This is a genomic window from Mesorhizobium sp. WSM4887, assembly GCF_029625865.1.
GTDB lineage: Bacteria > Pseudomonadota > Alphaproteobacteria > Rhizobiales > Rhizobiaceae > Mesorhizobium.
Genome location: NZ_JARTVP010000016.1, coordinates 37521 through 60061 on the forward strand (window position 1 = coordinate 37521; position 22541 = coordinate 60061).

19 protein-coding genes are annotated in these 22541 nt (G+C 65.0%); 14 read left to right on the forward strand and 5 right to left on the reverse strand.

The genetic code is table 11. The features are described from left to right. Positions 1-11 precede the first annotated feature (11 nt). Positions 12-812, reverse strand: a complete 801-nt coding sequence (locus P9230_RS30120) for a transporter substrate-binding domain-containing protein (RefSeq protein WP_278121559.1) — start codon at positions 810-812, stop codon at positions 12-14. Between the two features lie 196 nt (positions 813-1008). After that, on the reverse strand, positions 1009-2064 hold the full coding sequence (gene speB / locus P9230_RS30125) for an agmatinase (protein ID WP_095782179.1): 1056 nt from the start codon (positions 2062-2064) through the stop codon (positions 1009-1011). A 214-nt stretch (positions 2065-2278) separates the two neighbouring features. On the opposite strand from speB, the gene gcvA reads away from it, so the two are divergent. The 8 genes from gcvA to P9230_RS30165 all read left to right on the forward strand — a co-directional run bounded on the left by gcvA (position 2279) and on the right by P9230_RS30165 (position 11384). Then, positions 2279-3262 carry a transcriptional regulator GcvA gene (gene gcvA, locus P9230_RS30130; RefSeq protein WP_095799105.1) on the forward strand — a complete coding sequence of 328 codons (984 nt, stop codon included), beginning with the start codon at positions 2279-2281 and terminating at the stop codon, positions 3260-3262. A 298-nt stretch (positions 3263-3560) separates the two neighbouring features. Then, complete coding sequence (gene pncB / locus P9230_RS30135) at positions 3561-4865, forward strand: nicotinate phosphoribosyltransferase (protein WP_127324382.1); 1305 nt, start codon at positions 3561-3563, stop codon at positions 4863-4865. Between the two features lie 183 nt (positions 4866-5048). Then, positions 5049-6509: a hypothetical protein gene (locus tag P9230_RS30140; protein WP_278121561.1), complete on the forward strand. Its 1461-nt coding sequence runs from the start codon at positions 5049-5051 to the stop codon at positions 6507-6509. Positions 6510-6685: 176 nt separating this feature from the next. Beyond that, entirely contained in the window at positions 6686-7990 is a 1305-nt protein-coding gene (locus P9230_RS30145; RefSeq protein ID WP_095825557.1) for an ABC transporter substrate-binding protein, read from the forward strand. 107 nt (positions 7991-8097) lie between these two features. Beyond that, a complete protein-coding gene (locus tag P9230_RS30150; RefSeq protein ID WP_278121563.1) occupies positions 8098-8979 on the forward strand; it encodes a branched-chain amino acid ABC transporter permease in 882 nt (293 codons plus the stop codon). Beyond that, entirely contained in the window at positions 8976-9938 is a 963-nt protein-coding gene (locus P9230_RS30155) for a branched-chain amino acid ABC transporter permease (protein WP_095799110.1), read from the forward strand. The genes P9230_RS30150 and P9230_RS30155 overlap by 4 nt, the downstream gene beginning before the upstream one ends. After that, the gene (locus P9230_RS30160; RefSeq protein WP_067324686.1) at positions 9935-10663 is read left to right on the forward strand and encodes an ABC transporter ATP-binding protein; all 729 of its coding nucleotides are present in this window, start codon (positions 9935-9937) and stop codon (positions 10661-10663) included. Before P9230_RS30155 ends, P9230_RS30160 begins: the two co-directional genes overlap by 4 nt. Beyond that, positions 10656-11384 carry an ABC transporter ATP-binding protein gene (locus P9230_RS30165; RefSeq protein ID WP_278121566.1) on the forward strand — a complete coding sequence of 243 codons (729 nt, stop codon included), beginning with the start codon at positions 10656-10658 and terminating at the stop codon, positions 11382-11384. Before P9230_RS30160 ends, P9230_RS30165 begins: the two co-directional genes overlap by 8 nt. 90 nt (positions 11385-11474) lie before the next feature. On the opposite strand, the gene P9230_RS30170 is transcribed toward P9230_RS30165, so the two are convergent. Both P9230_RS30170 and pncA read right to left on the reverse strand, forming a co-directional pair. Further along, a complete protein-coding gene (locus tag P9230_RS30170) occupies positions 11475-12875 on the reverse strand; it encodes a sodium:proton antiporter (protein WP_278121567.1) in 1401 nt (466 codons plus the stop codon). A 58-nt stretch (positions 12876-12933) separates the two neighbouring features. After that, positions 12934-13548, reverse strand: coding sequence for a bifunctional nicotinamidase/pyrazinamidase (pncA, locus tag P9230_RS30175; RefSeq protein ID WP_066996170.1), 615 nt, complete (start codon positions 13546-13548; stop codon positions 12934-12936). A 224-nt stretch (positions 13549-13772) separates the two neighbouring features. Between pncA and P9230_RS30180 the strand changes: the two genes are divergently transcribed. From P9230_RS30180 to P9230_RS30205, 6 genes are read left to right on the forward strand one after another with little or no spacing between them, the layout of a single operon-like run. Then, positions 13773-14630, forward strand: a complete 858-nt coding sequence (locus P9230_RS30180; RefSeq protein ID WP_127247894.1) for a xanthine dehydrogenase family protein subunit M — start codon at positions 13773-13775, stop codon at positions 14628-14630. Continuing rightward, positions 14627-17380, forward strand: a complete 2754-nt coding sequence (locus tag P9230_RS30185) for a molybdopterin-dependent oxidoreductase (RefSeq protein WP_278121569.1) — start codon at positions 14627-14629, stop codon at positions 17378-17380. Before P9230_RS30180 ends, P9230_RS30185 begins: the two co-directional genes overlap by 4 nt. Beyond that, positions 17377-18918 carry a 6-hydroxynicotinate reductase gene (locus P9230_RS30190; RefSeq protein WP_278121571.1) on the forward strand — a complete coding sequence of 514 codons (1542 nt, stop codon included), beginning with the start codon at positions 17377-17379 and terminating at the stop codon, positions 18916-18918. Before P9230_RS30185 ends, P9230_RS30190 begins: the two co-directional genes overlap by 4 nt. After that, a complete protein-coding gene (locus P9230_RS30195; RefSeq protein WP_278121573.1) occupies positions 18918-19799 on the forward strand; it encodes a UPF0280 family protein in 882 nt (293 codons plus the stop codon). Before P9230_RS30190 ends, P9230_RS30195 begins: the two co-directional genes overlap by 1 nt. Continuing rightward, positions 19792-20376: an amino acid synthesis family protein gene (locus P9230_RS30200; RefSeq protein ID WP_278121574.1), complete on the forward strand. Its 585-nt coding sequence runs from the start codon at positions 19792-19794 to the stop codon at positions 20374-20376. Before P9230_RS30195 ends, P9230_RS30200 begins: the two co-directional genes overlap by 8 nt. Beyond that, the gene (locus P9230_RS30205) at positions 20373-20834 is read left to right on the forward strand and encodes a MarR family transcriptional regulator (RefSeq protein WP_067324022.1); all 462 of its coding nucleotides are present in this window, start codon (positions 20373-20375) and stop codon (positions 20832-20834) included. Before P9230_RS30200 ends, P9230_RS30205 begins: the two co-directional genes overlap by 4 nt. On the opposite strand, the gene P9230_RS30210 is transcribed toward P9230_RS30205, so the two are convergent. Then, entirely contained in the window at positions 20835-22541 is a 1707-nt protein-coding gene (locus P9230_RS30210; RefSeq protein ID WP_278121577.1) for a hydantoinase B/oxoprolinase family protein, read from the reverse strand.

The window sequence follows — 22541 nt, forward strand, 5'->3', positions numbered from 1 at the left end:
GCCAAGCGAGATCAATCCTTGAGGTTGTCGGGATTGAGCGGCGTCTTCAGCCAGGCTTTCGAGCTCTCGTCCAGCTTGCCGTCCGCCAGCATCTTGGTGACCGCATCGTTCACCGCCTTCTTCAGCCTATCCTCGTTCTTGTTGAGGCCGATATGCGAGGGCGAGGTCAGCAGCTGGAACTTCTGCTCGGGCTTCAATGCAACCTGCTTGGCCAGCACCTGCGCGCCGACATCGTTGCCGACCACCATGAGCTGCGTCTGTCCGGAGATGAAGGCCTGGATGACGGAATTGTAGTTGTCGAAGCGGCGGATGTCGGCCGAGGCGGGCGCCGCCTGGGTGAGCGAGGTATCCTCCAGCGTGCCGCGATTGACGGCGATCGACTTGTCGGCAAGGTCGTCCTTGCCTTTGACGGCAAGCTCGGCCGGGCCGATGACGGCGATGTAATAGGGCGCGTAGGCGGCGGCGAAATCGATCACCTGCTCGCGCTCCTTCGAATAGCCGACGCTCATCAGGATATCGACGCGCTTGTCGGTGAGATACGGGATGCGATTCTGGCCGGTGACGCTGACGAGGTTCAGCTTCACCTTCAAGGAATCGGCGATCGCCTGCGCGACGTCGATGTCATAGCCCTTGATGCTCATGTCGGCGCTGGCCGAGGAAAAAGGCGGGAAGTCGGAGAAGATGCCGACATTGATGGCCCCGGCCTTGGTGATGTCGTCGATGGCGTCGGCCTTGGCCTGCGAGGCAAGACCGGCGGCGCCGAGCATGATGAGTGCCGCAAGTGCGGATTTCAGTGTGTTTCGAAGAGTCATTTTAGTTCCCCTGCTGGAAGCTTGTTGTTGAAACCGGCCGCCGGCTCCAGCGCGACGGCCGTACTGGTTAGCAATTCCAGGAAAAGCGGGAAGCGGTCTACGCTTGGCGACTTCGTATAGCTTCCGTCCGGAATTGCGTAGAAACAAAGCGTTAGAGCGGTTCGCCGATTCCATGAAGCGGTGAAACGCTCTCGTGTCAGCCTTTCTTGATTGCCGGGCTGAACACCATCAGGCTCAGGATCTCGAACAGGACTTGCGCGCCGACATGGGCGGTGTTGGTGGTCGCGTCATATTGCGGCGCCACCTCGACGACGTCGCCGCCGACGATGTTGAGTCCCTTCAGGCCGCGCAGCAGCTCGAGCACCTCGCGCGTCGTCAGCCCACCGACTTCAGGCGTGCCGGTGCCCGGGGCGAAGGCCGGATCGATGCTGTCGACGTCGAAGGAGATGTAGGTCGGGCCGTCGCCGACGATCTTCCGCGCCTTCTCGATGATGGCGGGTATGCCGAGGCCGGTCACCTCCTCGGCATGGACCACCGTCATGCCGGATTCATAGGTGAACTCCCACAGATACTCGGCCGAGCCGCGAATGCCGATCTGGATCGTGCGGGTGGGATCGAGCACGCCGTCCAGGACCGCGTTGCGGAACGGTCCGCCGTGGTGGAACTTGGTCATGTCGAACAGCCCGCTGGTGTCGCAATGGGCGTCGATATGGATCATGCCGACCGGAGCCTGCTTACCGACCGCCTTCAGGATCGGATGGCTGATCGAGTGGTCGCCGCCGACCGAAAGCGGCAGCACACCGGCGTCGACGATCTGGTTGGTGCGCTTTTCGATGTCCTCGTGGCTGATCTCCAGCCGGTAACGGCTGCGGAACGGCGTGTCGCCGATGTCGGCGACGCGCAGCTCATGCGTCGGCGCGCATTCCAGCACGTGATTGTAGGGGCCGATGCGCTCGATGGCGCGCAGCGCCCGCGGCCCGAAGCGTGAGCCCGGCCGGTTGGTGACGCCAAGGTCCATCGGCACGCCGATCATCGCCACTTGCAAGTCGCCGAAATCCGGATTGTCGGCCGCCACCTGCCGGTACGGCGCGGCAAGGAAGGTCGGGATGCCGGAATAGGGCGCTAGCCGGGTGCCGCTTTTGCTGAAGATCTTGTCGGCGACCTTGCGGAATTTCGGATCGAACATCTCGCCGCCATGGCTCTCGCCATATTTGCGGCGCAACGCTTCGAGCTTGCCGCGATCGTAACCCATGTCCGGTCCTCCTCCGTGACTGCTTGCAGCGCGGCGGCTGCACCGACGGCTGCCAAGCCAGCAGTCATCCGGCTGATCGTTGCCCGCCGGCGCCTGCGAAATCTACGTCTGTTGAGCTGTTCCGGGCAAAAGTGTCGGGCAACTGTATTGAAAAATCAATTGATATTGTTAGGGTCTTTGCTGTGAGAAAATCTCACAAAGTCGGGAGCTGTCCTTGGCCAAGCGCTTGCCGCCGTTGAACCCGTTGCGCGCTTTCGAGGCGACGGCGCGACATGCCTCGCTGACCAAGGCGGCAGGCGAGCTCAACGTCACGCATGGCGCGGTCAGCCACCAGATCAAGGCGCTCGAGCAATCGCTCGGCGTAAAGCTTTTCCAGCGCGCGGGTCAGCGCGTGAAGCTGACGCCGCACGGCGCTGAGTTCCTGCCGGCGGTTTCGGCGGCCTTCGACGGCATCGCCGCCGCGACGCAACGCATGACACGCCCCGCAAGCACCGGTGTGCTGTCGGTGTCCTGCGTGCCGGCGCTGCTCCTGTTGTGGATGACGCCGCGGCTCGGCTCCTTCACCGCGCAATATCCCGACATCCAGCTGACGCTGATCCCCTCCAACGACGCCAGGGACATCCGCGCGCCGCACATCGACGTCTGCGTGCATTATGGCGATGGCAGCTGGAGCGACTGCTGGATACGCAAATGGTCGGGTCTCGAGCTGTTTCCGGTGGTCAGCCCGACGCTGATCAACAACCGCCCGATCCGCAGTGTGCGCGACCTTGCCGACCACGTTTTCCTGCATGGCGACGACGGCCGCGAGTGGCACACCTGGCTGGCCGCCGCCGACGCGCTCGACCTGGAGCGCGGCCGCCGCCATCACCTCGGCGACGCGCGCATAGCGGTGGAGGCCGCCGTCCACGGCCACGGCGTGGCGCTCGGTGATTCCGTGACCGCGCGCGCCCTGCTCGCCAGAGGCATGCTCGTCTCGCCCTTCGCTTTGTCGGTGCCGGCGGTCGATGACTTCTATGTCGTCTGCCGCAACGAGATGCGCTCGGCGCCGATCGTCCAGCTTTTCATCGACTGGCTGTTTGCCGAAAAGGAGCAGGACGAGGGCCGCGCCGATGCCCCGGTCGCCGGCCGTGTGCCGAGCCGCAGGAAGCGCCCGGCGCTCAAGGTGATCGGGGCTAGAGCGATTCCAGGAAAAGTGTGAGCGGTCTTCCGTCCGGAGATTCGCGTCAACAACAAGAAAGCCAAGAGCATTTCGCGGTTGCCGTGCAACGGTGAAATGCTCTGGCGCAGCGTCATGATCGCTGGACTTGCATAGCTGCTTTTTGTCGGGCCAGCTTGCAAAGCAGGAAGCGCTTTCAAAAATACAATGCTAAGACCGCAGCTGGTTAACAATTCTGGGAGCTGCGCGGCGGTTTTCCGTCCGGAATGCTTCATAACAGGGACTTGAGGCGCCGCGCTTGGAATCACGCAAGCGCGACGCGCTTTTTGGGTGAGCAGATATGGCACGAACCGATATAGCGCGGCGCGTCTACAACCACACCTGGAAGCTGGACCCCATCGTCCGCAGCCTGCTGGACACCGATTTCTACAAGCTTCTGATGCTGCAGATGATCTGGGGCATGTACCCCAACGTCGACGCCACCTTCACGCTGATCAATCGCACGACCTCGGTGCGGCTCGCCGACGAGATCGACGAAGGCGAACTGCGCGAGCAGCTCGACCACGCTCGCACCTTGCGCTTCACCAAGAAGGAGATGATCTGGCTCGGCGGCAACACCTTCTATGGTCGCAAGCAGATCTTCGAGCCGGAATTCCTCGCCTGGCTGGAGGATTTCCGCCTTCCCGACTATGAACTCACCAAGCGCGACGGCCAGTACGAACTGTCCTTCCCCGGTCCCTGGATGTACACCACGCTGTGGGAGATACCGGCGCTCGCCATCATCAACGAACTGCGCTCGCGCGCCGCCATGCGCTCCTTCGGCCAGTTTGCGCTCGACGTGCTCTACGCCCGCGCCAAGGCCAAGATGTGGGCCAAGACCGAGCGGCTGAAGGCACTGCCCGGCATCCGCATTTCCGATTTCGGCACCCGCCGCCGCCACTCCTTCCTGTGGCAGCGCTGGTGCGTCGAGGCGCTGAAGGAAGGCATCGGCGAGGCTTTCACCGGCACGTCGAACGTGCTTCTGGCCATGGACAACGACCTCGAGGCGCTCGGCACCAATGCGCACGAGCTGCCTATGGTGTTTGCGGCACTTGCCAATTCCGTTGAGGAGCTGAGGCAGGCGCCCTACAAGGTGCTGCAGGACTGGCAGCGCTATTATGGCGGCAATCTGCTGATCGTGCTGCCCGACACGTTCGGCACGTCCGCTTTCCTGCGCGACGCGCCGGACTGGATCGCCGACTGGACCGGCTTCCGCCCCGACAGCGCGCCGCCCATCGAAGGCGGCGAGAAGATCCTCGCCTGGTGGCGCGAGAAGGGCAAGGATCCGAAACAGAAGCTGCTCATCTTCTCCGACGGGCTCGAGGTCGAGACCATCGAGGAGACCTACAAGCATTTCCGCGGCAAGGTGCGCATGTCCTTCGGCTGGGGCACCAACCTCACCAATGATTTCGAAGGCTGCGCGCCGACCGAGACCAACAGCCTCGACGCCATCTCGCTGGTCTGCAAGGTCAGCGAAGCCAATGGCCGGCCGGCGGTCAAGCTCTCCGACAACCCCGCCAAGTCGACCGGCGATGAGAAGGAGATCAAGCGTTATTTGCGCATCTTCGGCGAGAAGGGGCGGGTGGAGCAGCTGGTCAAGGTGTGAGGACTGCTCGAATAGAATTTCGGATAACCGGATAACTTGAGTTCCCGCCCACCCCCCTCTGTCCTGCCGGACATCTCCCCCGCAAGGAGGGAGATTGGCAGTTTCGCGCAATCTGCCTCTTTCTGCGGCGGTCAAAATTGGCGAAATCGCGCGCGACATCCGAACTCCCCCCTTGCGGGGGAGATGTCCGGCAGGACAGAGGGGGGTGCGAAGGAGCACGTCGGTGGAAATCGACGGCTTCGAAATACGTCCTTCGCAATGGCGGCCTCATTCATACCTCTCCTCCCCACCCCCGCCTTCGCCCACGCCTCTGACCGCGGCCATGTCCTGCTTCTTCCCACGGGCTACTACATCGCTGGTGGCGCGCTTGCGGTGGCTGTCAGCTTTCTGACGCTGGCGCTGCTGCCGCCCGCCGCTCTTGACCGCTTCTGGCGCCGACGCCTCTCTTTGTTCACTGTCAGCGACCACCCGCGCACCGTCCTCAGCTTGCTTTCCTTTGCCGGCTTCGTGCTTCTCATCGCCACCGGCCTGTTCGGCAGCCGTGATCCACTCTCCAACCCCTTGCCTCTGGTGATCTGGACGCTGCTCTGGGCCGGTTTCACGCTGCTGCAGGGGGTATTCGGCGATCTCTGGTCCTGGCTCAACCCGTGGTACGGCCCCTGGCGCGTTGCAACTCGCGTCTTCAACCTTCGCACTGACGAAGCCGAGCCATCGCGCCTTCCCAAATGGCTCGGCTACTGGCCGGCGTTCGTCCTGTTCTTCGGCTTCGCCTGGTTCGAGCTCATCGATCCCGCGCCCGACGATCCGTCGCGCCTGGCCTTCGCCGCCGGCATCTACTGGCTGCTCAGTTTCGCCGCCATATGCGTCTTCGGCTACGAAGACTGGAGTCGGCGCGGCGAATTCCTGACCGTCTTTTTCTCCATCGTCGCCCGCTTCGCGCCGGTCCAGCGCGAAAAAGGCCGGCTCGACCTCGGCTGGCCCGGTGCGAAGCTGCTTTCCGCCTCGTCGCTGCCGGCAAGCGGCACGGCGTTCCTGCTGCTGGCGCTCTCGTCCGTATCCTTCGACGGTCTTTCCAAAACCTTCTTCTGGCTCGGCCTGTTCGGCGTCAATCCGCTGGAGTTTCCCGGCCGTACCGCGTTGATCGGCATCGGCAGCTTTGGCTTGGTGCTGACATTCATCTTGTTGGCGGCCGTGTTCGCGCTTGCCGTTTCACTCGGCCAGCGCCTTGCCGGCGACGGGCAAGCCTTCGAGAAAGCCGCCGGCCTCCTGATTTGGTCCATCGTGCCGATCGCGCTCGCCTACCACATCGCCCACTACCTCACGGCGCTGCTCGTCGACGGCCAATACGCGCTGGTCGCTTTGTCCGACCCGTTCGCACTCGGCTGGAACCTGTTCGGCACCGCCGACAGGATGGTCGAGGCGGGCGTTGTCGTCGGCGCCGAGTCGGCCTGGTGGCTCTGGAATCTGCAGGCCGGCGTCATCATCGTCGGCCATGTGCTGGCGGTCTTGATCGCACACGGCCTAGCCTGGCGACTCCACCCGCAGCCGTCGCGCGCGGCGCTCAGCCAGCTGCCGCTGACGCTTCTGATGATCGCCTACACCATATTCGGCCTATGGCTGCTTGCCACGCCGACGGCAGGATGAGACAAGGGCCCGTCATGACGCGCGCATGGCCCCGAAAATCGGGTCGGGTGGAAGCTCGCTTGCCACGTCACAGCTTTGGTGATTTAGTTTGTACACATGCAATTTTCGCGTCCTCCGAGCGCGGAGGATCGAGCCGCCTTATCGCTGGTCAAAAAACTGAAAACAGGGGAACGGACATGGCTGACAAGAACGGATTTTTCGACCTCTCCAAAAGCACGCTTTCCCGCCGCACAGCGCTGAAAGGCATCGCCGCCGGCGCCGGCCTGGCGCTCGCGCCCGGCTTCGTTCGCTACAGCCAGGCGCAGAGTTCGGCGCCGATCAAGATCGGCTTCCAGTCGCACCGCACCGGCATCGGCGCCGCCTACGGCCGCTGGTACGAGAAGACGAGCGCTGCCGCCGTCAAGGCGATCAACGATGCCGGCGGTATCAGCGGCCGCAAGGTCGAGCTGGTGATCGAAGATGATGGCACCGATCCTGCCCGCGGCGCCGAGGTGGTCGGCAAGTTCGCCACGCAGCATAAGACCGATATCATCTTCGGCACGCTGTTCTCGCATGTGGTGATCGGCTCGGCGCCCGCCGCCGGCGAAAACAAGATCCCCTATTTCGTGGTCAGCGAAGGCCACCACGTCGCCTCGACCAAGCTCAACCGCTACGTCTTCCAGCCCGGCATCACCGACGTGAAGAGCCAGATCCAGTCGATGGCGCCGTGGATCGCGGCGAATGCCGGCAAGAAGGTGACGCAGATCTTCCCCGACTTCGCCTTCGGCTACGACCATCGCGACTACCTGCCGCCGGCGTTGAAGGCGCAAGGCGCCGACGTGATCGCGCAGATCGCCATCCCGCCGACGGAGTCGTCCTTCACCAAATACTTCCCGCAGATCCCGGCCGAGACCGAGGTGATCTACCACGTCATGGTGGGTCCGGCCGTGCTCACCTTCGTCAAGGAGCTCGGCGAGTTCTACGGCTCGCAAAGGCCGCAGCTCTTCGGCTTCATCGACTCCCTCGAAGCCGTCGACATCAACAGCCCCGGCCTCGAATTCCTCGACGGCAGCCATTTCTGGGAAGGCTCGCCGCGCTACGCGCAGCCCGATGACTCGGCCGCGCAGAAGGCCTATCGCGCCGCCGTCGGCATCGACGACAATGGCGCCGCCGTCGGCGATCCCAAGGACGTCTCCACCGCTGCCCACATGTTCGGCTGCTGGGAGACGCTCTATGTCATCAAGAAGGCGATGGAGGATGCCGGCTATAAGGGGCCGGAAGACCGCGCCAAGCTGGTCGAGGCAACCGAAGCGCTGAAGGAATTCGCCGAAGGGCCGGAGCATCCGCAGGGTCCGAAAACCTTTAACGGCAAGATCCACCAATGCTTCGGCATCCAGAACATCTCCAAGGTCGAAGGCGGCAAGCTGAAGGTCGTCCACAAGACCAAGATCGAGGACGGCCTCTACGAGCCGGAAGGGGATTACACGACGCAAGCGCTGTGAGCTTCGACGTTTCACCGAGCGTGAGCGCCAAGCCACCCCCCTCTGTCCTGCCGGACAGTCCGGCAGGGCAGTGGGGGATGCCTCGCGCATCCGCCGGTATCTAGCCCATGCACTTCGGACCCCACCTCCTGCTCGCCGCCCTGGAAGGCCTCGTCACGTCCGCCGTGCTGGCGCTGACGGCGCTTGGCCTGTCGCTGGTGTTCGGCGTCATGCGCATCGTCAATGTCGCGCATGGCGAGTTCTTCATGTTGGGCGCAGTGCTTGCCTGGGCGATCTCGACGGCGATTTCCGGCCATCCCGCGATCGGCTTCGTCGCCGCGCTGGTGATCGCGCCGTTGCTGGTCGGGCTGGTCGCGTTTCTTGCCGAATGGCTGGTGCTGCGCCGGCTGAACTACAATCCAGAAGGCACCATCGTCGCCACCATCGGCATGCTCTATATCATCCAGCAGCTGGCGCTGACCTTCTACGGCCCGGAAGCGCGCCCGGTCGAGCCGCCCTTCAACTACCGCATCCTGCTGCCGTGGTTCGGCTATTCAGGCTACAAGCTCTCGGTCATTGCCGCCTCCGCGGTTCTGCTGGTGATCACCTGGCTGGTGCTGACACGGACGAAAATCGGCCTGATCATGCGCGCCACCCAGTATGACCGCGAGACGGCGCAGGCCTTCGGCATCCCCGTCGAGCGTGTCTATGCCGGCGTGTTCGTCATCGGCGCCATGCTGGCGGCAATCGCGGCGGTGCTGATCGTGCCGATCAGCCAGGCGCACTACCTGATGGGGCAGGACCCGCTGCTGTTGTCCTTCATCGTCGTCATCATCGGCGGCCTCGGCTCATTGCGCGGCACGGTGGTCGCCGCCATTCTGATCGGCCTCTCCGACGGCATTGTCTCGGTGTTCTTCTCGCCGACCTTGGCCAAGATCATCGCCACGCTGGTGGTCGCCATGGTGCTGGTGTTCCGGCCGCAAGGCCTGTTCGGGACGACGGCACGATGAAGGATGCTTCCCCCGCGAAGACCTACGCGCTGCATATCGGCGTCATCGCGCTCCTGTTCGCGCTGAATTTCGTCCTGCCCGATTATCATCAGGGCCTGTTCGCGCGCATCATGGCGCTTGCCGTCTTCGCCATGGGCTACAACCTGCTCTTCGGCTATGTCGGCCTGCTCAGCCTCGGTCACGCCATGTTCTTCTCGGCCGGCCTCTATGGTGCCGGGCTGGCTGTCTATCAATTGGGCTGGGGCGTGCCGGAAGCCTTCGTCGCCGGGGTTGCCTGCGGCGCCCTGCTTGCCTTGGTCATCGGCCTGCTCGCGCTGCGCACATCGGGTGTGGCCTTCATGATCGTCACCATGATGTTCGCGCAGGTCTTCTATCTGCTCATCCTTTATTTCGCCGCCTGGACCGGCGGTGACCAGGGCCTTGTCATCCAGCAGCCGTCGAGAATAATCGCGATCGGCGGCGCATCGCTCGACCTGACCAATCCGACTGTGCGCTACATGAGCGCTCTGGCGCTGTTCTCGGTCGTGCTGCTCATCACGCTTGCCGTCGTTCGCTCCCGCTTCGGCCGCGTGCTGGTCGCCATTCGCGAGAATGAGGAGCGCACGAAGATGCTGGGCTACGACACCGTCGCCAACAAGCTCGTCGCCGTCATTGCCTCGGGCGCCATCTGCGCCGCGTCCGGTGCGGCTTACGCGCTGCTGTTCGGCTATATTGGATCGAGCTTCGCGTCGGTGCAGTATTCGATCCTGCCACTGCTGTGGGTGCTGCTCGGCGGCGCCGCGACCATTCTCGGGCCGCTCATCGGCACGCTGTTCATGTATTATGTCACCGACATCACCAGCGGCTTCACCTCCGCCTATCTTTTGATCGTCGGCGTGGCGCTGATCGTGTTGGTGCTCTTCTTTCCGAAGGGCGTTCTGGGCAGCGTCCGCCAGCGCTGGCTCGGATGGTTGCCGTGATGCCGCTGCTCACCACCAAGGGTCTTTCGCGCCGTTTCGGGGGCTTGCGCGCCGTCGACGGCGTCGATTTCGCGCTGATGCCGGGCGAAATCCGCGCCATCATCGGCCCCAATGGCGCCGGTAAGACAACTTTCGTCAGTCTGCTCAGCGGCCGCATCCAGCCGTCCTCCGGCATGATCGTCTTCGACGGCGCCGACATCACGACCATGCCGGCTTACAAAAGGGTTCGCCTCGGCGTTGCCTACACCTTCCAGATCACCAGCGTCTTCGCCAATCTCACGGCCTACGACAATGTCGCGTTGCCGGTGCAGCGCACGCTGACCGACGGCCGCTCGAAGGGGCAGGTGAGGAGCGGCGTCATGGCGGCGCTGGAACGCACCGGCCTCGCCGACCGCGCCGGCACGCCGGCCGGCCAGCTTTCCTACGGCCACCAGCGCCTGCTGGAGGTGGCAATGGGCCTGGCGCTGAGGCCGCGCCTGTTGATCCTTGACGAGCCGACGCAAGGGCTGGCCGACAGCGAGATCGACAATTTCGTCCTACTGGTGCGCGAGATCGCCAAGCATGCCACCGTGCTGCTCATCGAGCACAACATGCCGGTGGTCATGCAGCTTGCCGACCGCATCACCGTCTTCAATTCGGGAAAGATTCTCGCTGAGGGCACGCCCGAGCAGATCCGCGCCAATGCCGAGGTACAGGATGCCTATCTGGGAGCGACCCATGGCTGATCTCCCCGGCACCGAGAGCGGGCTGCTCGCCATTTCCGGCCTCGACTGTTTTTACGGCGAGGTGCAGGTGCTCTACGGGCTCGACCTTGTCCTCAACAAGGGCGAAGTGCTTTGCCTGTTCGGCCGCAACGGCGCCGGCAAGACGACGACGCTGAAGGCGATCATGGGGCTGGTTCCGGCCGCTGCCGGTTCGATCAGACTGGCCGGCAAGGAGCTGACCGGGCTTGCCGCGCATGACGTGCCGAAGACGGGCGTCGCTTATGTGCCGCAGGGCCGGCGATTATTCGCCGACATGACGGTGGCGGAAAACGTCGAGATCGGCCTGATGGCCCGCGGCAAGGGCAAGGCGACGCGGGAACGCGTCGTCGAGCTTTTCCCGCTGTTGCGAGAGCGCTTGAAGCAACGCTCCGGCACGCTTTCCGGAGGCGAGCAGCAAATGCTTGCCATGGCGCGTGCGCTCTGCCTCGAGCCGCAGGTGCTTCTTCTCGACGAGCCCACCGAAGGGCTGATGCCGTCGATGATCGCCAAGATCCGCGAGACGGTGGCGAAGCTGCGCGATCTGGGCGTCTCGACGATCCTGGTCGAGCAGCGCGTCGACGCCGTGCTGTCGGTCGCCGACCGCATCTCATTCATCGAGAACGGCCGCAACCGCGAGACCGTCGATGTCGAGGAACTGCGCGCCGACCCCTCCGCGGTTCGGCGCTATGTGGGCGTGGGCTGAAGGTCACTGCGAAGCAGCGGGAGCTGGCGCCGACCCCCACCCGGACCTGGCCCGACCTCCCCACAAGGGGAGGTAAAGCTCTGCACCGCTTCATCTAAAAAACAAAAACCCCGCGATCAAAAACGTCGGGATCAGCACCAGGCCGGACCACGCCATGTAGCCGAAGAAGCCCGGCACCTTGAAGCCGCGATGTCTGGCGATAGCAAAGACCATGAAGTTCGGCGCATTGCCGATATAAGTGTTGGCGCCCATGAACACGGCGCCGGCCGAGATCGCGGCGAGCGTGGAGGCCGCCTCCGTCATCAGGTGCCTGGCGTCGCCGCCGGCAAGCTCGAAGAACACCAGATAGGTCGGCGCGTTGTCGAGGAAGGACGACAGCGCTCCGGTCAGCCAGAAATAGGCGAGATCGTCAGGCTGGCCGTCCGCCGAGGTGACCAGCGAAACCAGCGGCGCCAGCGCGCCATCGTGCCCGGCTCTCAGGATGGCGATAACCGGCACGATACAGATGAAGATGCCGGCAAACAGTTTCGCCACCTCGGCGATGGGCCCCCAACTGAAGCCGTTCGCTTGCCTGTGGTTTTTGTACGAGACTTTGAGCGACAGAAAGGCCAGCGCCAGGATGATCGCGTCGCGGACCAGGTTCTGCAGTTCCAGGCCGATGCCGAGGATCGGGATGCTGATGCCCGGCTTCCAGCTGGCGGAAAGCAGGATCGCACCGATCACGCCGGCCAGCAGCGGCAGGTTGGCGAGGCCGCGCAGGCGCACCTTCGTGTCCGGTGTCGGGTCCTTGATCTTCGGCAAGCCGCCCTCGCGGCGATGCAGCACGATGTCGAGCGCCAGGAAGATGATCAGCACCAGCCCGCCGGTGAACAGCGTCTCGCGCCAGAGGTTCGCGGTCGTCCAGAAGAAGTCGACCCCGCGCAGGAAGCCGACGAAGAGCGGCGGGTCGCCGAGCGGGGTCAGCGAGCCGCCGATGTTCGAAACCAGGAAGATGAAGAAGATCACCACATGCGCGTTGAACGGGCGGTTATCGTTGGCGCGCAGCATCGGCCGGATCAGGATCATCGAGGCGCCCGTCGTGCCGATGACCGAGGCGAGGATCGCGCCGATCAGCAGCAAGCCTGAATTGACCAGCGGCGTGCCGTGGATGTTGCCGGCGACCAGGATGCCGCCGGAAATGGTGAACAGCGCGAACAAAAGGATGATGAAGGACAGATATTCGGTGAGCAGCGTGTGCAGCACCGCCTCGCTTGCCGCCGGCATGCCGAAAGCGATCGCCAGCGGAACCACGGCAAGTGCCGCCCACGCGGCGGCGATCTTGCCGTAATGATGCTCCCAGACATGATGGAACAGCAGCGGCCCGGTCGCGATCGACAGCAACAGGCCGGCAAAGGGCAGCGCCCACCAGAGCGACATCGCCGCGCCGGGCAGCTCATGCGCCTCGGCTGCGAAAACCGCTTGTGGAAAGGCGAGAAGGAGTGCGGCCGTCATGGTTGCCGCCAGCGCCTTCGCCAATGTCGCAAAGCCCCCTCGATGCCTCACGGCGCGGTCAGTCCGAAAGGTGATCTTCGAGCATCACCCCGGCCTCGCGCATCCGTTTCAGCATCGTGCCGACCGAGCCGTTGAGATCGATGCCCCGGCAGGCATCCAGCCGCACCGTCGTCTTGAAACCTTGCTTGGCGGCATCGAGTGCCGAGAAGGCGACGCAGAAATCGGTGGCCAGGCCGACCAAGGTGATGGTGTCGATGCCGCGCTCCTTGAGATAGCCGGCAAGGCCGGTTGGGGTCGTGTGGTCGTTCTCGAAGAAAGCCGAATACGAGTCGATCGCGGTGCGGAAACCCTTGCGGATGACCAGTTCCGCTTTGGTCCAGGCGAGCCCGGAATGGAAATCGGATCCAAGGCTGCCCTGGATGCAGTGATCCGGCCAAAGCGTCTGCGGCCCGTAGGGCATCTCGATCGCTTCGAAGGGCTGCTTGCCTGGATGGCTGGAAGCGAAGCTCGAATGGCCGGCCGGATGCCAGTCCTGCGTCAGGATCACGTGATCGGTCCGCCGGATCAGGTCGTTGACCAGCGGCACGATCTCGTCGCCCCCGGCCACGGCCAGCGCGCCGCCGGGGCAAAAGTCGTTCTGCAGGTCGATGACGATGAGCGCTTCGTCGGCCATGCGGCCTCCCTTCTTTCTCGGCTTGGGCTCCAGTTGACGCGACCGGACACGGAACCTTGACCAGATGGCCGGCTGCGTCAACCTCCACAGGCATAACAAAGCCGTGGCCGACCACTTCGCTTTGACAATCGCGGCGAAGTTGATATCATTTGCATACGAATGAATTTGCCCGGCTGGACGGCGGCAGATTCCCTCGGAAAGGCCCCTTTCTGGGAAGGCAAAGCGTGATCCGTTACGCGAAACCCACCACGGTCGACGAGGCGCTCGCTCTGCTTGGCGAGGACTGCTGGCGCATTCTGGCCGGCGGCACCGATTTCTATCCGGCGCAGGGCGCGAAACCATTCCGCGACAACATTCTCGACATCAATGGTCTCGCCGCGCTGCGCGGCATCGCCGAGACGGACGACTATTGGTGGATCGGCGCCCGCACCACCTGGACCGACGTCGTGCGCCACAACCTGCCCAGGGCGTTCGATGCGCTGAAGGCGGCCGCGCGCGAAGTCGGCTCGGTCCAGATCCAGAACGTCGCGTCGGTCGCCGGTAATCTCTGCAACGCCTCGCCCGCCGCCGACGGCGTTCCGGCGCTGCAGGTGGTCGATGCCGAAGTCGAATTGCGGTCGGCGAAAGCCACGCGCTACCTGCCGCTTGGCGGGTTCATTCTCGGCAATCGCCGCACGGCGCTGCAGCAGGACGAGATGGTTACCGCCATTCGTGTGCCGAAACGTTCGGCTGTCGGCTCGTCCGCCTTCGTCAAGCTTGGCGCGCGGCGTTATCTCGTGATCTCGATCGCCATGGCGGCGGCGCGTCTCGTGATCGAAGATGGCGTGGTCGCCGATGCTGCTATCGCTGTCGGCGCCTGCTCCGCCGTCGCCCGTCGTCTTGCCGGCGTCGAGGCGGCCCTGCGCGGCCAGCCGGTTACCGCCGCGCTCGCCGATGCGGTGCTGTCCGCGCCGATCGACGAACTGTCGCCAATCGCCGATGTGCGCGGCAGCGCCGAATACCGGGAGCATGCGGCGCGCGAGATCGTTGTCCGCGCAGTGTGCGCTGCGACCAGCCTGGGCGAAGGCAAGGTGGCCGCATGACAATGGAGCGCACCGACATTGCCTTCGAGGTCAACGACGCGGCTGTCAGCGTGTCGGTGCCGCCGGTGCGGCGGCTCTCGCAGGTTCTCCGCGACGAGTTGCGGCTGACCGGCACCAAGGTCGGCTGCGACGCCGGCGATTGCGGCGCCTGCACCGTGCTGGTCGACGGCAATCCCGTCTGCGCCTGCCTTGTGCCGGCGGCCTCGGTCTCCGGCGCGGCCGTCACGACGGTCGAGGGCCTCGCCAACGGCAGGTTGTCGGCCTTGCAGGCCTCCTTCCTCGAACACGGCGCCGCGCAATGCGGCATCTGCACGCCGGGGCTGCTGGTGGCGGCTACCGCGCTGCTGGAGCGCAACCCAACGCCGAGTGAGGCCGAGACGCAGGATGCGCTGGGCGGCGTGCTCTGCCGCTGCACGGGGTATCGGAAAATCGTCGCGGCGGTGATGCATGCCTCGCAGCATATGGACGGTTTCGACCGTCGCCTGCCGGAGGTCGGCCGCGCCGTCGGCGCCTCGCCGATCCGGCTCGACGGCGTGCCGAAGGTTACCGGCGACGAAAAATTCGGCGGCGATTCCTTTCCGCACGACGCGCTGTCGGTGCTGGTCGTCCGCTCGCCCTACTATCATGCCGGTTTCAGCTTCGGGGATCTCGACGCCTGGGCCAAAGCGCTTCCCGGCATTGCCGGCGTCTTCACCGCCGCCGACATTCCGGGCAAGAACTGCTTCGGGGTCATCGGCCCCTTTGCTGATCAGCCGGCTCTCGCCGAAGGTTTCGCGCGCCTGCGCGGCGAGGCGGTGGCTCTGGTGGCGGGCGAGCGCGAAGCCATCCTCGACCTCGACCTGACGGATTTTCCGATCGCCTGGACGGAGCTGCCGCATGTGCTGCAGCCCCGTGAGGCGAAAGCCGACGGCGCGGCGCTGATCCACCGGCATCGCCCGGCGAACCTGCTCACCTCCGGCTATGTCGAGCGTGGCGATCCCGACGGTGCCCTTGCCGCCGCTGCTGTCACCGTCTCCGGCGCCATCGAGACTTCCTTCGTCGAGCATGCCTATATCGAGCCGGAGGCCGGCTTCGCTTACATGGATGGCGACACGCTCGTCATCGTCGCCTGCACCCAGGCGCCCTACATGGATCGCGACGACACGGCCAAGGTGCTAGGCCTCCCGGTCGAAAAGGTGCGCATCGTGCCGACCGCCACTGGCGGCGGCTTCGGCTCGAAGCTCGATGTCTCGCTTCAGCCTCTGATCGGCCTTGTGGCGATGAAGACCGGCAGGCCGGCGGCACTCGCCTACACGCGCAACGAATCCATGATGTCGACCACCAAGCGCCATCCGGCCGAAATGGAGGCGACCATCGGTGCCGATTCCGAGGGCCGCGTCACCGGAATGATCTTTGAGGGCGATTTCAACACCGGCGCCTATGCAAGCTGGGGCCCGACGGTTGCCAACCGCGTGCCGGTGCATGCCTCCGGCCCCTATCAGACGCCGAACTATCGGGCGACGGGCAGGGCCATCCATACCAACGGCCCGATCGCCGGCGCCTTCCGCGGCTTCGGCGTGCCGCAGGCAACCATTATGCAGGAAACGCTCTACGACGCGCTCGCTGGCAAGCTTGGCATGGATCGCCTCGATTTCCGGCTGAAGAACTGCCTTCGAAACGGCTGCGAAACGGTCACGGGCCAACGGCTGGAGTCGGGCGTCGGCATCAGTGAATGCCTGGAGAGGCTTCAGCAGCATTGGGCGCGCGCGCTTGGCGATGCGGAAGCCTTCAACGCCATCAACACGGCAAGCAAGCGCGGCGTCGGCGTCGCCTCCTGCTGGTATGGCTGCGGCAACACCTCGCTGCCCAATCCTTCGACGATCAAGGTCGGCGTCTCGGCCTCCGGAGATGTCGTGCTGCACCAGGGCGCCGTCGACATCGGCCAAGGCTCCAACACGGTCATCAGCCAGATCTGCGCCGACGCGCTCGGCCTGCCGCTGGACAAGTTCAGGCTGAAGAGCGCCGACACCGCCATCACGCCCGACGCCGGCAAGACATCCGCCTCGCGCCAGACTTTTGTCACCGGCAAGGCGGCGGAGAAGGCGGGCCGCGCGCTGCGCGAAAAGATCCTGCGTTTCGCCAATGTGTCCGATCAAGCAACGATCGCGCTCGACGGCGCAAGCATCTCCATCCGCGAGGTGGATGCGACGCGACGCATCGATCTGCGTACACTGAAGATCGATGCCGATGGCTTGGTGTTCGTCGCGGAAGAGACCTACGATCCGCCCACGCTGCCGCTCGACGCCAAGGGCCAGGGCAAGCCCTACGCCGTCTATGGTTATGGCGCCCAGATCGCCGAGCTTGAGGTCGATCTCAAGCTGGGCACGGTGAAGCTGCTCAAGATCACCGCCGCGCATGATGTCGGCAAGGCCATCAACCCGGTACTGGTCGAGGGGCAGATCGAGGGCGGCATCGCGCAAGGCATCGGCATGGCACTGATGGAGGAATATATCCCCGGCCGCACCGAGAACCTGCACGACTACCTCATCCCGACCATCGGCGACGTGCCGCCGGTCGAGCACATATTGGTGGAAGTTCCGGACCCGGAAGGACCTTTCGGCGCCAAGGGTTTGGGGGAGCATGTGCTGATCCCGACCGCGCCGGCGATCCTCAACGCCATCCGACATGCCACCGGCGTGCTGGTCACCAAAGTGCCGGCGACGCCGAGCCGCATCCTGGCGGCGATCCGCGAAAAGGAGGCGCGCCGATGAGCGAGCTTGCCGAACGTTTCGAAACCCACGATCCCGGTGAGAAGCAGGTGGCGGAGAAGATCCGCTGCGATGCCTGTCCGGTGATGTGCTACATCGCCGACGGCCGCACCGGCGCCTGCGACCGCTACGGCAATGTCGGCGGGCGCATCGTGCGCATGGATCCCCTGACCATCCTCGACCACGCGGCCGAGACCGGCGGCGCGGTCGTGCCATTCGTCGCCGAGGGCGAGGAGTGGGGTGGCGAGCTGGTCAACACCGGCCGCCGCTTCGTCACCGCGATCGGGGCCGGCACCACCTACCCGGATTACAAGCCCGCACCTTTCATCGTCAGCCAGGAGGTCGAGGGCGTCGATCTCGTCACCGTCGTCACCGAGGGCATCTTCTCCTATTGCGGCGTCAAGGTGAAGATCGATACGGACCGCCACATCGGCGACGAGACGGCGACGGTGCGCTCGGAAGGCGAGGCGATCGGCCACGTCACCACTGGCGAATATGGCTCGCAGATGCTGTCGCTTGGCGGCGTGCATCACTTGACCGGCGGCTCCAAGGCTGAAGGCCGCGCGACTTGCGACGCGCTTCTCAACCTCTGCAACAGGAAGCCGGTCGAGCTCACCATCGACGGCGGTGCGACGGTCATTGTCGAGGCTGGCAAGGCGCCGGTCATCGACGGCAAGATCGAGCATCGCATGCGCGTCGGCTGCGGCTCGGCCACCATCGGCATGTTCGCCACGCAATGGCGCGGGCTCGTCGACGAGGTTGTGGTGGTCGACGACCATATCACCGGGGTCGTGTCGGAACATCAGGCCGGCAAGGTACTGGGCTGGGAGGATACCGGGATAAAGATCATCGGCCGCCGCTCGACGCCCGGCCGCTACTTCAAGGTTTCGGAGCCCGGTCTCGGCTGGGGCGGCACGACGATCTCCGATCCGCTGTCGATCCTGGGCGATTGGAACGCCAAGAAGGGTGCTCGCCCCGGCCTGTCGCTGCTGATGGTCTCGACCACGGGCGAACAGTTCGCTTATTACGAACTGGACGATCAGTTGAGGCCGGTCGAAAAACCGTTCCCGGAGCGGCTGCAGAAATCCGTCGGCCTGATCGAGGACAATTGCGAGCCGGCCCTGTGCACCGTGCTCTTCGTCGGCGGCGCGGGCGGCTCGCTGCGCGCCGGCGTCACCGAAAACCCGGTCAATCTCACCCGCTCGGTTCAGGGCCTGAAGACCTATGTGACGGTCGGCGGCGCGCCGGTCTATGTCTGGCCGGGCGGCGGCATCACCCTGATGGTCGATGTCACCCGCGTGCCGGAAGACGCATTCGGTTATGTGCCGACGCCGGCGCTGGTCGCGCCGATCGAATTCACCATGCGCCGCGACGACTACGTCCGGCTCGGCGGTTACGAGGACGAGATCCGCAGCGTCGAGGACATTCTTGCCAAAGGCGGCGAATACCTTAATCCGCGCAGCAATGCCGTCGCGCCGGCCGGCAATCCCTGGCCGCCGTTGGCGCAATTGCGCCGCACCCCGGCCAATGGCGCCGACTGATGAACGGTCCGCAGGCGCATTGGCTCGCCGACGGCAGGCGGCTTCATCTCAACCACGGGCCGATCGACCTCATCATCGAGGCCTTTGGCGATGCAGCTGAACGCCGCGCCGGCTGCGTGCAGGCCGTCGCGCGCTTCCAGACGATCCTGACCGAACTGGTCGAAGAGCTTCCCGAATTGCGCCGTCCGGCGTCTTTGACGCCGCGCGTTTTTGCAGGTCCGACCGCGCGGCGGATGGAGGCCGCGGTCGCACCGCTCGCGGACAGCTTCATCACGCCAATGGCCGCCGTTGCGGGTTCGGTAGCCGACGAAGTTCTGGCCGCGCTTCTCGCCGGACGCCGGCTCGAGCGCGCCTACGTCAACAATGGCGGCGACAGTGCCATTCATCTCGCCAAGGGCGAGACAATAACGCTGGCGATCGCCGGCACCGGGCACGGCATGGCCGACCACATCACGATCCGCGCAGAAGACGGCGTGCGCGGCGTCGCCACCAGTGGCTGGCGCGGCCGGTCCTTTTCGCTGGGCATCGCCGACGCGGTCACCGTGCTGGCGCGGACCGGCGCCGAGGCGGATGCCGCGGCGACGCTGATTGCCAACGCGGTCGATCTGCCTGGGCACCCGGCGGTTCATCGCGTGCCCGCGCGGGACCTTTCACCCGACAGCGATCTGGGCGAACGGCTGGTGACGCAGGGCGTCGGCGGGCTAGCGCCCGGCGAGGTGGCCCGGGCGCTGGACAACGGCCTTGCCGTCGCCGAAAATTTTCGCCGGCGCGGCCTGATCGCCGCGTCGGCGCTGTTCCTTGCCGGCCAAACCCGCATCAGTGGCTCCGTGGCACTTGCTGCGCCCAACAAGCATAAAGCGAAGGAAACTGCCCATGCCTGAATTCCCGATCCGCAAGGTCGCGGTTCTGACCGAAGAGATCTTCCACGACGGCGGCCCAGCGGCGAAGGAGCCGCGCCTGCGCGCCGCGGCTCTCGCCGTGGTCAAGAACCCGTTTGCCGGTCGATATGTCGAGGACCTGCAGGGCGCGATGGAGGACCTGAAGCCGCTCGGGCTGTTGCTTTCCGACAGGCTGATCGCAGCCCTTGGCGGCAATGTGAAAAAGATCGACGGTTACGGCAAGGGCGCCATCGTCGGCAGTACCGGCGAACTGGAGCACGGCGCGCTCTGGCACGTGCCCGGCGGCTACGCCATGCGCGAGCGGCTCGGCGACGCCAAGGCGATCGTGCCATCGGCGAAGAAGGTCGGCGCCGTCGGCGCACGGCTCGATGTCCCGCTCGGCCATATCAACGCCGCCTATGTGCGCAGCCATTTCGACGCGATGGAAGTCGGCATCAGCGACGGCCCGCGTCCCGACGAGATCCTGTTCTGCCTCGCCATGACCTGCGGCCCTCGCGTCCACAACCGCATGGGCGGCCTTGCGGCCGGAGACATCAAGGCTTGGGACGGCTTGAGATGAGCGGCGAGGACAATCTGCTGCGGCTGGTCGAGGCCGAAGAGCTGGACGAGAACAACTACCATCTGCAGGACCAGGTCGGCTTCATCCTGCGCAAGGCGCATCAGCGCCATGTGGCGATCTTCGCCTCCCACATCGGCGATCTGACGCCGCCGCAATTCGCCGCTCTCGCCAAGCTCTACGACATCGGCGAGACCTCGCAGAACCAGCTCGGCACGCTGATCGCCATGGATGCCGCGACCGTAAAGGGCGTCATCGACCGGCTGAAGGCGCGCGGGCTGGTCGAGCTTTCCAAGCACGAGATCGACAAGCGACGGCTGCTGGTCAATCTGACGGCTGAAGGCCGCGAGGCGATCGAGCGGTTGATCCCGCTTGCGCGCACCATCACCGAGGAAACGCTGGCGCCGCTCACGGCCAAGGAGGCCGCGACCTTCTTGCGGCTGCTGGCGAAGCTGGCCTGATCAAACCTCCGGATCGACCCCGAACATCTCCTTGGCCTGCTCAGGCGTATAATAGCCGAGCCGGACATCCTCGGCGATCTGTTTCGGATCGCGCTCGCGCGGATCGCCATAGCCGCCGCCGCCGGGCGTGCCGACGCGCACGCGGTCGCCGGCCTTGAGCGCGATATCCTGCTCCTTCGACAGATGCGGCGGCACATGCGCTTCGCCGCCCCGAAACACGGTCACGCTGTTCGGCGCGCCGTCCCTGCCGCCAAGCGCGCCTTGCGGCCCGAAACGGCCATGGTCCATAACGAAGGACGCGCGCGCTTCGCCGCGCAGGATCTCGACTTCATAGGCGAGCCCGAAGCCGCCGCGATGTTTGCCGGCGCCGCCGGAGCCTTCGCGCAGCGCGTAATGGCGGTAGAGCACCGGGAACGCCTGCTCCATGATCTCGACCGGCGGCGACTTCGAAATGCCGATCGTCGAGCATCCATTGCTCAAGCCGTCATGGCCCGCATTGCCGCCATAGCCGCCGCCCGAAATCTGGTACATGACATAGTCGCGGCCGCGTGCCGGGTCGTTGCCGCCGAGCGCGAAATTGCCGCTGGAACCGGCGGGCGCCGCCGTGACTTTCTCCGGCAAGGCCTGCACCATCGCCGCGAACACGGCCTCCGCAATACGCTGCGAAACCTCCGCCGCGCAGCCCGAGACCGGCCGCGGATATTTGGCGTCGAGGAAGGTACCTTCCGGCCGCTTGACATTGAGCGGCTCGAACGCGCCGGCGCTGATCGGCACTTCGGGGAAGATATGGCGCATGGCGAGGTAGACTGATGACAGCGTCGTCGCCAGCACGCTGTTCATCGGGCCTGCGCAGGGCTTTGATGAGCCGGCGAAATCGAAGGTCAGGCTGTCGCCCTTCTTCTCGACGGCGAGATTGATGGTCAGCGGCTCGTTCACCACGCCGTCGGAATCGACAAAAGCCTGCGAGCGGTAGACGCCGTCCGGGATGACGGCGATCGCGGCGCGCATCTGGTCGGCGGCGCGACGGCGCAATTCGGCGATCGCCTCGACGACGGTTTCGTCGCCGTAACGATCCAGGATTTCATTGAGCCTGTCCTGGCCGATCAGCAGCGCCGCAGCCTGGGCGCGGATGTCGCCGATGCGCTGGTCGGCGACACGGATGTTGGAGCAGATGATGGCGTAGATCTCGGGATCGAGCACGCCCCTCTTGAACAGCTTCACCGGTGGCAGCCGCAGACCTTCCTGCTCGACGGCGGTGGCCGAGGCCGAGAAGCCGCCAGGCACCGCGCCGCCGATATCCGGCCAATGGCCGGTGTTGGACAGCCAGCAGAAGATTTTGCCGTCGCGGTAGACCGGCATGACGAAGCGCACGTCCATCAGATGCGTGCCGCCGAGATAGGGGTCGTTGACGATGTAGATGTCGCCGGGCTCGGGGGCCAGGCAGCGCCCGTCGGCGATCATCTCGATCACCGTCTTGGTCGAATACTGCATGACGCCGACGAACACCGGCAGGCCCTGGCTGCCTTGCGCGATGAGCGAGCCGTCGAGGGCGGAGTAGATGCCGTCGGAGCGGTCATTGGCCTCGGCGATGACCGGCGAGAAGGCGGCGCGGGAAAACGTCAAATCCATCTCATCGCAAACTTGCTGCAGGGCGGCCTGCAGCACCGAAAGCGTGATCGTGTCGAGCTTTGCCCCTTCGACTGCCAT